At 38.8% G+C, this 11096-nt stretch carries 3 protein-coding genes; 2 read left to right on the top strand and 1 reads right to left on the bottom strand.

The window, feature by feature from the left end; genetic code table 11:
- Window positions 1-103 precede the first annotated feature (103 nt).
- Window positions 104-1207, bottom strand: a complete 1104-nt coding sequence (locus ABD985_RS00855; protein WP_345368518.1) for an SO2930 family diheme c-type cytochrome — start codon at window positions 1205-1207, stop codon at window positions 104-106.
- Between the two features lie 265 nt (window positions 1208-1472).
- On the opposite strand from ABD985_RS00855, the gene ABD985_RS00850 reads away from it, so the two are divergent.
- Window positions 1473-6185, top strand: coding sequence for a choice-of-anchor Q domain-containing protein (locus ABD985_RS00850; RefSeq protein ID WP_345368517.1), 4713 nt, complete (start codon window positions 1473-1475; stop codon window positions 6183-6185).
- A gap of 51 nt (window positions 6186-6236) precedes the next feature.
- Window positions 6237-10928, top strand: coding sequence for a choice-of-anchor Q domain-containing protein (locus ABD985_RS00845; protein ID WP_345368516.1), 4692 nt, complete (start codon window positions 6237-6239; stop codon window positions 10926-10928).
- Window positions 10929-11096: the final 168 nt, after the last annotated feature.

The raw sequence follows: 11096 nt of genomic DNA, 5'->3' as shown, positions 1-11096 counted from the left end.
AGGTATTCCTTAATCCTTCCTCCTTAATCCTTATACATACATACTTTTGATCAACTTCAATTTTTATGGAATGAGAGGCAGTTTCTTTTATTTCTCCCATTGTTTAAGGACAGTCATTGGGCTTCATACTTCTGATCCACTCAGCAATCAAGGCAACCCCTTCCTTATGAACCACACTTCTACCTATTTCTGGCATTTTTAGGGCTTCATCATTGGATTCCATACGATGAACAAGGAAGGATGACTCAGGATTACCACGAACGATGTCGTATAGGTACCCACCCGAACCACTAACGGCAGGGATAGAAACTTGACATATCCCCAAATTATACCGATCATTTTCCTGATGATAGAGAAATAATCCAGAATCGTGTGCAGGACCATTGGGACGATGGCAATGTCCACAATTGATATCTAAATAGGCACGAGCACGAGCTTCCAAAGATTGTGTGGTATCTTCCCAATTTGCTGCCTTTTCTATACTTTCTATAGGAGGTAAGTTAGACAGCCATCCCATGGTTTCCATTTTCGTCAATTGATTATACGTTTCACCCCCATCGCTATAGTCCATATTGAGATTTCGACTACTAGGACCAATGGGGCTCATTGAATTACTTAAGGTGTGACAATTTTGACACTCTGATCTCTTTGGAATTTGGTAAGAGATTGTTTGTAAGCTTCCTGCTTGATCAATCCATGAAGCATCCAATCGTTTTCCCTCCGGCCAATAGTCAGCATCTGTTTGTGTTGAATTCCATTTGTAGGGATAAGCTTCCCATCCATTCTCTTTATGGACTAACAATCGTGTTTCAATAAGCTGCTTTCCCAAATCAGGCCTCCTTTCATCCTGATAATAGTAGAAGTTCTTCACCAAAATAGTACCCACAGGAAAATCTAAGGCTTCCAACGAACGGTAAACGATGCTTGTCTCCTCAGGCAAATAGATAAACCTTGATTTATAGGCGTAATCTGTAAATAGAGCAGTGTTTAGTGTATAAGGGAAGACACGAGCATTAGGGTACATATTCGACAAGGAGTCCTCATCAAATAAACCATACGCTGATAGTGTATTATAAGGAACTTCAGAAAGGATTACCGTAGGTATGGGGCGCTCTATTGGAGGAGGACTATCTTCTTTACAGGAGGATAGACCTAAAAGTACAAAGACGTAGAGGTAAAGCGCTTGAGGTAAAGTGTAAGTTTTCATGGAGAGAACTTACGTTTTATGTATTGAAAGTGAAGGAGTTATTTTTGAGGGGATATTACATGGTTATTTTACCAAAGATAATTAGAAATAAGTATTTAAATTCGTGACAGCTAATGTCTCTTATTTGTCTTTTTCAAAGACAAGACCTTTTCGAAACTTTCTTAAATAATATTCGTCTGAATTATTTAGAGCTAACCTAATAGCACTAAAAACTATTTTAGAAAGGTGATGTTCATTCATCATTTTTATTTTTAAATAACAAACAATGAAACTAAAACTTTTTCTAGCCAACTTTTTACTTTGCTGTTCTATCGGATTGTATGCCCAAAATTCTTGGTATGTAGCGCCTAATGGCTTGGATACCAATGCAGGTACTGATAGTTTAAGTGCGTTAGCCTCTATTCAAAAAACTATTGACCTTTCCTCTGCAACAGATACTATTTGGGTATTGGCTGGGGAGTATACTGAAAATATTGATTTCAAAGGGAAAGACATTGTATTGCAATCTAAAGATGGAGTCAGCTCCACCATCTTGCGTCCTTCCAATGTGTATGTGCCTTTAGTAAAATTCAATACTGATGAGACGAATGCCACGGTAATTAAGGGTTTTACAATGATTGGGGGAGGAAAGGATACAGGTATTGCACTTCAGGTATCAGGGAATGCAAGTCCAGAGGTATGGAATTGTATTATCCAGGATTTCGGGGATGGAGCAATATCTATTCTTAATGCAGGGACTTCCAGTTTAAAAGTCTTTAATACCGTATTAACTGATAACCTACAGGCGGTTAAGTACAATGGAAACTCAGGAGACGTGACATTAGCACACTGTACTTTTGTTGCGAACGATAGGCAAGGATTGTATGATGCTCATTTATCCGTTTATAATTCCATCATTCCGAGTATGGCACAGGCATTAGGAGCAAATATGTATCATTGCTTTATGGTGAATGAAGGATGTGACCCTTGTTACTATGAAGACCCTTTGGTGTTGAGTTCTTTTGAATTACATGATTATTCCCCAGCCATTGGAGCAGCCTATAACTATGACTTAGGAGTTGTAACAGACTTGTATGGCAATCCAAGATCATATGCTGATGGGAAAAATGCTGACGTAGGAGCTATAGAACATGAGCTGGATAGTGCAGCGGATATTCCCATTATTTTATATGTGGATGATAATGGAAGTGATTCAGGGTTGGGAACGGAAGCAGATCCAATCAATTCTATTGCGATGGCTTTGACTTTAGCAGTAGATGACTCAGCAAAGATAGTAGTGAAGGAAGGAACCTATACAGAGGAGTTGAGCATTGACAAGAACATTCATATTCAGGGAGAAGGGGAAGAGGTTATTCTGGAGGAAAGTTTGCTGACATTGAATGGAGGAAATGTACAGTTGGAAAATCTAAGAATTCAACAAAGTATTGCGGGAGCAACTTCATTAGAGTCCGTTATCAATGCTTATAATTCAAGTTCTACTATTTCAGATACCTTAACGCTGAAAAATGTAAGTATTTCCAATAATGCCAGAAGAGCATTAGTACTTAACGGTTGGGCATTATCCATGGAAAACTGCCAGGTTTTGGAGAATACAGGTCATGGTGGACTATATCTATCCAATTGTTCTGCTGATATATCGAATACAATAATCGCTAAAAATACGAGCAGTGATCATGGAGCGGGGGTCTACTTGGGTGAAGGAGCTACCGTGAATTTCAATCATGTAACAATTACAGAAAATAATACTTCAGCCAAGGGTGGAGGAATTTATTATTCGGACGTATTTACGGAAGTGAACCTAGAAAACTCCATTGTCTACGGGAATATTGCATCCGGAGAAGTGTCAGATTTGGATTGGATTAAGCAGGCACAGTTCTATGCCAATTACTCTTTGGTAGGAGGCGGATATATTGATGGAGTAAAGCAAGAAGGGGTTTGGTCCGGAACTGCAAACGTGACAGGAGACCCGAAATTCAGAGCTTCCTCCAAAGGAGATTATAGCTTATTGCCAGATTCTCCAGCATTGGAAGTGGGAAGTACCTCTTCTTTGGTATTGGATATGAATGGAAATACGCGTCCAATGCCAGTAGGCACTCAGCCGGATTTGGGAGCTATAGAGACTGAGGAAGCGAAGGGTACAGCTTATTTGAGTCTAACTTTTGAGCAACCTGCGGAATGTATGATCGATGAGGCAACGGTGGTGGTTCGTACAGAGGTTTCTTATTCAGGTAATCAACTAAGTTATGCATGGAGTGGTCCTGATGGATTTACTTCAGAGGATTCGGTATTGAGAGGTCATATCTTGGATGGTGTTTACAGGTTGACGTTGACAACTAGTGAAATGTCGTTGACAGATAGTATTGATTATGGGGCTTATGCTACTGTACCAAAGCTATATATTTCCACTGCAGGAGATGATACAAATATTGGTTCGAAAGAAGCTCCTTTAGCAAGTTTGAAGAAAGCAGTAGCGCTACAGCAGGAGTGTACAGAGTTTGTATTAGCTGATGGAACGTATCATGAAGATAGTTTAGTTTTGAATAAAAGTTCGATCATTACTGGTGCTAACCAAAAAGAAGTATTAATTGATGGTAGTGGGAGTTATCTTATATTTTCATGCGAAGCAAAGAGTATTACATTTAATAATTTTACTATTAGGAATGCAGAAGTTGCTATAAATGTACCTTCAACAGGTTCAAATTTAAAGTCTGCAATAAGTCTTAATAAATTAAATATTATTGAGCATGATGGAGGATTTTCTGAACAGAGTAGTGATGGTATTATTTCATTCAATGATAGTAGGTTGGTTATTTCGAATTCAGTAATAAAGAATAATACCTCAGAATATAGTTTGATCAGCAGTGGAAAAAACACTCAATTAATTATAAGAAATACCTTGATTGTAGATAATAATATTATTAATAAGGATGGTTACTATTCAGAAGGTTATTCAGTGATTGATATAAAGAATGATCCATATTCAGATACTAATAATCCACATGAAATAACACATACTACTATTGCAAAAAACACTCACCCTTACGGGATTAGTGAGAATTCTCACGTTGGGTTACAATTAAGAAACTCTATTGTGTTTGGACACAAGTATGATGTTCAAACATATAATGTTGACTTTCAAAAAGTATTATTAAATACATGGTTTTCTTCTAGAACATTAGAAGAAATGCAGCAGTTAGCTATTATAGGTAATCCAAGTTTTAGTGACCCCACCAACGGAGATTACACACTCTCCGAAAACTCTCCAGCCATAGGGGCAGGTTCCATGGATTACGTAATTCCTTATGATTTAGCAGGTAACCCACGACCTAACCCTGCAGGTTTCCAACCTGACTTAGGAGCCTATGAGCACGAGGATGGAGTAGCAGGAGGAAGTGTCTCGGTAACTGTGACTTCCCAGGGATGTACCGTAGAAGAGTTATATGAAGCTGAGATAGCAGTGAGAAATGTTCCTGCTCCATATACCATACAAGTCACAGGACCGAATGGTTTTACATCCAATAGTGAGTGGTTGACTGATCTGAATCTAGGGGGGTATCAAGTTTTAGTGACGGATAGTGAAGGAATTGAGTATACAACATCTTTTGAGCTAGTGGATGACTTTATTAAGGTAGAAGTAGACGTAACCAATGTGGCTTGTGGAGAGAGTGTTGGCGCTTTAGAATTACTCTCTACTTTACCGGAGCAAGCTAGTTTTTATTGGAGGAATGCCAATGGTAGTAAATTTTACGAGCGAGCTTTAACAGGCCTATCTGCAGGCTTCTATACGTTAGTCGTAACTGATGGAGCCAAAGGATGTACGATTGAAAAAGAGTATGAGGTGAAAGCCAATAGTGCGATCGAAAATTTTGCTATCGTCATTGAAGGTGATCAGGAAGTTTGTGCAGAAGGTGTGCCTAATACGTTACTCAAACTTGATGGTACTTACGATACCTATAAATGGTTCCAGAAATCAGAAATAGGAGAGTGGAACTTAGTAGGTGAGCAAAGTACTTATTCTGTTAATTCAGTGGGAGATTATCAAGTTATTGTAACCAAAGATGGACAATGTGGAGTAGATGCCGTAAGTATCACTGCCCGTCCAGCTATCACATTGACACAGCAGATCTGTGTGGTGTCGGTTGATCCAGCTACTGGGAAGAATATGGTGGTTTGGGATAAGCAAAAAGAACTTGGAATCGCTACTTATAGGGTATATAAGGAAGTAGGAGACAACGATTTTCAATTGGTAGGAAAAGTACCATTTGATGGGCCTAACTATTTTGTGGATACTGAGTCAAACCCTCTTGTGGCTCCAGAAAGATATGCATTATCTGTTGTAGATGAATGTGGTGTAGAGTCTTCAAGAAGTATTGCTCATAAGACAATTTATTTACAAGCCAACCAAGGAGTCAATGGATCTGTGAACTTAAGTTGGACTACCTATGAAGGTTTTACAGTAAGTCAAGTGAGGATTTTAAGAGGCCCTTCTTTAGACCGTCTTCAGGTATTAGATACACGACCAGCTAGTAATTCTCAGTACAGTGATGTTAATCCAAGTGCTAATGAGAGGATATATGTGATAGAGGCTGTAAATACAGCAGGTTGTTACATAGAAACAAATAATAATGCAAGGGTGTCAGAACAGCTCCCAATTAATGGTGCAAGATCAAATCCTGGTGTTGTAGAGGGAGAAGTTATCACGAAGATAGATGATTTTGAAGTAAAACAAGAGCAGATTATTGTTTACCCAAATCCTTCCCAAGGGAATTTCATGATTAAACACCCTTATTTACAAGGAGAATATACAATGCTCTTAAAAGATATTAATGGTAAGGTGATTGAAACAATAAAGCAAGAAGATGAGACATCTGAGTTTGTTTCACTTTCAGTACCAGGTTTGGTAAATGGAGTTTACTTTTTATTTATCCAAGTGAGTCAGAATACCTTAATTAAAAAGGTTGTAATCAATAATAACTAATAAGAAATAAAAAGACTTTTTTAAGTCATTACACAAGTAAATTCATTCACGATGAAACTAAAACTTTTTCTAGCCAACTTTTTACTTTGCTGTTCTATCGGATTGTATGCACAAAATCCCTGGTATGTAGCGCCTAATGGCTTGGATACCAATGCCGGTACTGATAGTTTAAGTGCGTTAGCTTCTATTCAAAAAGCTATTGATCTTTCCTCTGCAACAGATACCATTTGGGTATTGGCTGGGGAGTATACCGAAAATATTGATTTCAAAGGGAAAGACATTGTGTTGCAATCTAAAGATGGAGTCAGCTCCACCGTCTTGCGTCCTTCCAATGTGTATGTGCCTTTAGTGAAATTCAATACTGATGAGACGAATGCCGCGACAATTAAGGGCTTCACAATGATTGGGGGAGGAAAGGATACAGGTATTGCCCTTCAAGTGTCAGGGAATGCAAGTCCGGAGGTATGGAATTGTATTATCCAGGATTTCGGGGATGGAGCAATATCTATTCTTAATGCAGGGACTTCCAGTTTAAAAGTTTTTAATACCGTATTAGCTGATAACCTACAGGCGGTTAAGTACAATGGAAACTCAGGAGACGTGACATTAGCACACTGTACTTTTGTTGCTAACGACAGGCAAGGATTGTATGATGCTCATTTATCCGTTTATAATTCCATCATTCCGAGTATGGCACAGGCATTAGGAGCAAATATGTATCATTGCTTTATGGTGAATGAAGGGTGTGATCCTTGTTACTATGAAGACCCTTTGGTGTTGAGTTCTTTTGAATTACATGATTATTCCCCAGCGATAGGAGCAGCCTATAACTATGATTTAGGAGCTGTAACAGACTTGTATGGCAATCCAAGATCATATGCAGATGGCAAAAATGCTGACGTAGGAGCTATAGAACATCAGTTGGATAGTGCAGCGGATGTTCCCATTATTTTATATGTGGATGATAATGGAAGTGATTCAGGGTTGGGAACGGAAGCAGATCCAATCAATTCTATTGCGCTGGCGTTGACTTTAGCAGTAGATGACTCAGCAAAGATAGTAGTGAAGAAAGGGACTTATACAGAGGAGTTGAGCATTGACAAGAATATCCATATTCAGGGAGAAGGGGAAGGAGTAATTTTGGATAAAAGTTTGCTGACATTGAATGGTGGAAATGTACAGTTGGAAAATCTAAGAATTCAACAAAGTATTGCGGGAGCTACTTCATTAGAGTCCGTTATCAATGCTTATAACTCAAGTTCTACTATTTCAGATACCTTAACACTGAAAAATGTAAGTATCTCCAATAATGCCAGAAGAGCATTAGTACTTAACGGTTGGGCATTATCGATGGAAGACTGCCAGGTTTTGGAGAATATGGGTTATGGCGGATTATACCTATCCAATTGTTCTGCTGATATATCGAATACAATAATCGCTAAAAATACGAGTAGTGATCATGGGGCAGGGGTCTATTTGGGTGAAGGAGCTGCCGTGAATCTCAATCATGTGACAATTACAGAAAATAATACCTCAGCCAAGGGTGGAGGAATTTATTACTCCGACGTATTTACCGAAGTGAATTTAGAAAACTCCATTGTCTACGGGAATGTTGCATCCGGAGAAGTGTCAGATTTGGATTGGATTAAGCAGGCACAGTTTTATGCCAATTATTCCTTGCTAGGAGGAGGATATATTGATGGAGTAAAGCAAGAAGGGGTTTGGTCCGGAACTGCAAACGTGACAGGAGATCCGAAGTTTAGAGCTTCCTCCAAAGGAGATTATAGTTTATTGCCAGATTCTCCAGCATTGGAGGTGGGAAGTACCTCTTCTTTGGTATTGGATATGAATGGAAATATGCGTCCAATGCCGGTAGGCACTCAGCCGGATTTGGGAGCTATAGAGACCGAAGAAGAAAAGGGAACTCCTTATCTCTTTGTGTCTTTTAATCAGCCTACTGTATGTGTTATTGAAGATGCTACTATTGTGATGAACACACAAGTTGTATCTTCTAGCAAGGTAGAAGGTTATTCATGGAGCGGTCCAAATAACTTTACTTCTTTGGATTCTGTATTGAAAGGGCATATTGTAGATGGGCAGTATGTTTTGAAAGTAACAACAGATACCCAAACACTGGTAGATACTATCGATTATGTGGCTTATAAAAAGTTGCCGAAGTTATATGTGTCGGAAAATGGTAATGATGCTAATGACGGTCTGAAAGATACACCTTTAGCAAGCTTAGGGAGAGCTTTGGAGGTACAAGATGGATGCGTGGAGATCGTATTGACCAATGGAACATATTATGAGGATAGTTTGAAATTATCGCAAGATGTGATAATAAGTGGATTAGAGCGAGATAGTGTAGTTTTGAATGGAGGTGAAAGTAATTGTATGTTTCGAGCAGGGGAAGTATTTGATCAGGAGAAATATTTAAATGCTACCATAAGAAATATAACGATTACAGGGGTAGCACAGGTATTGTACAGTTCATGTCAAGATGTATCTCTTGAACGAGTATTACTGAAAGGTAATCACTATAATTTCTCTGATACACCAACATCCTTTGCAAATTTGATTAAGAGTAGTGGTTTCCCGAATTTAAAAGTACGAGATGCAGTAATTACTGGAAACAGTTCTTATGGGGATTTAATCTCATTAGGAATGGTGAGTTTCGAAATAACAAACACATTGATTGTTGATAACAATACAGCAACACCAACAACATCGGGGGTTTTATATGGTTGGTTTGTTCCTAATATGAAACATACCACGATTGCAAATAATAGTTATAAATATGGTATTGGTATGTTAGATGATGGTGGCGCAGGAGGGAAAATCCATAATTCAATTATTTATGGACATACATTTGATATTGGTTCAGAAAAACAAGTAAATGTTTCAGATTGTTTATTGGGTACATGGGAACAGTATACAGGCGATTTTGCTGCAAATAATATTATCATTGCTAGCCCGCTATTTAAGGCCTCTGAAGAAGGAGATTACACCCTCACTGAAAACTCTCCAGCCATAGGGACAGGTTCCATGGATTACGTAATTCCTTATGATTTAGCAGGTAACCCACGACCTAACCCTGTAGGTTTCCAACCTGACTTAGGAGCCTATGAGCACGAGAATGGAGCAGCAGGAGGAAGTGTCTCGGTAACGGTAACTCCCCAGGGATGTACCGTAGAAGAGTTATATGAAGCTAAGATAGCAGTGATAAATGTTCCTGCTCCATATACCATACAAGTCACAGGACCGAATGGTTTTACATCCAATAGTGAGTGGTTGACTGATCTGAATCTAGGGGGGTATCAAGTTTTAGTGACGGATAGTGAAGGAATTAAGTATACAACATCTTTTGAGTTAGTGGATGACTTTATCAAGGTAGAAGTAGACGTAACCAATGTGGCTTGTGGAGAGAGTGTTGGCGCTTTAGAATTACTCTCTACTTTACCGGAACAAGCTAGTTTCTATTGGAGGAATGCCAATGGTAGTAAATTTTACGAGCGAGCTTTAACAGGGTTATCTGCAGGCTTCTATACGTTAGTTGTAACTGATGGAGCCAAAGGATGTACGATTGAAAAAGAGTATGAGGTGAAAGCCAATAGTGCGATCGAAAATTTTGCTATCGTCATTGAAGGTGATCAGGAAGTTTGTGCAGAAGGTGTGCCTAATACGTTACTCAAACTTGATGGTACTTACGATACCTATAAATGGTTCCAGAAATCAGAAATAGGAGAGTGGAACTTAATAGGTGAGCAAAGTACTTATTCCGTTAATGTAGTGGGAGATTATCAAGTTATTGTAACCAAAGATGGACAATGTGGAGTAGATGCCGTAAGTATCACTGCCCGTCCAGCTATCACATTGACACAGCAGATCTGTGTGGTGTCGGTTGATCCAGCTACTGGGAAGAATATGGTGGTTTGGGATAAGCAAAAAGAACTTGGAATCGCTACTTATAGGGTATATAAGGAAGTAGGGGATAACGATTTTCAATTGGTAGGAAAAGTACCATTTGATGGGCCTAATTATTTTGTAGACGCTGAATCAGATCCATTGGCAGCCCCTGAGAAGTATCGTTTAACCGTGGTAGATCAGTGTGGAGCTGAATCGAAACAAAGTGTTCCTCATAAAACGATTTATCTACAGGCCAATATGGGTGTAAATGGAACAGTGAACCTGAGTTGGACTTCTTACGAAGGATTCGAGGTGAATCAGGTAAAGATTCTTAGAGGACCTTCATTGGATCGATTACAAGAATTGACAACCCGTCCTGCGAGTAATGCTCAATTTACAGATACCAATCCTAGCCCTAATGAAACAGTTTACGTAATTGAAGCAGTAAACTCCGCTGGTTGTTACATTGAGACAAGTAGTAATGCCAGAGTATCAGAGCAGGTACCGTTAAATGGGGCAAGGTCTAACCCAGGGGTTGTTGAAGGGCAATTCGTGACAGGAGTAGATGATGTACAGGAATTGTATGAAGAAGTGATCATTTACCCTAACCCTTCCCAAGGAGTGTTTGCTGTGAAGTTAGGATCTGTTGTGTCAGGTGATTGTGTCGTATCTTTAAAAGATCTAAGTGGCAATTTGATCACTGAGATGAAATCAAAGAATACTTCTGGAACTATTCAAGTATCGGTTGAAAATCTATCTGATGGGATGTATTTATTATTTATCAAAACAGAAAAAGGTACTTTAGTTAAAAAGGTGATGATTAGTCACGGTAATTAATAGAAGTATTACGCTAAATGACTGTATAATAAATATGAGTCATCCCATATTAACATTTAAGGGGATGGCTCTATTTTTTTATTTAAAACCGGCCTTGAAGAATTGCCGTTAAGATTTTTAATCGTCAAAGCGTTAAGAAAATTCCATTGTTTGAGCGTAGCGAGTTTG

Source organism: Algivirga pacifica (assembly GCF_039543525.1).
GTDB lineage: Bacteria > Bacteroidota > Bacteroidia > Cytophagales > Flammeovirgaceae > Algivirga > Algivirga pacifica.
The sequence above is the reverse complement of the archived record's forward strand: the minus strand, read 5'-3'. Positions and strand labels throughout refer to the sequence as shown.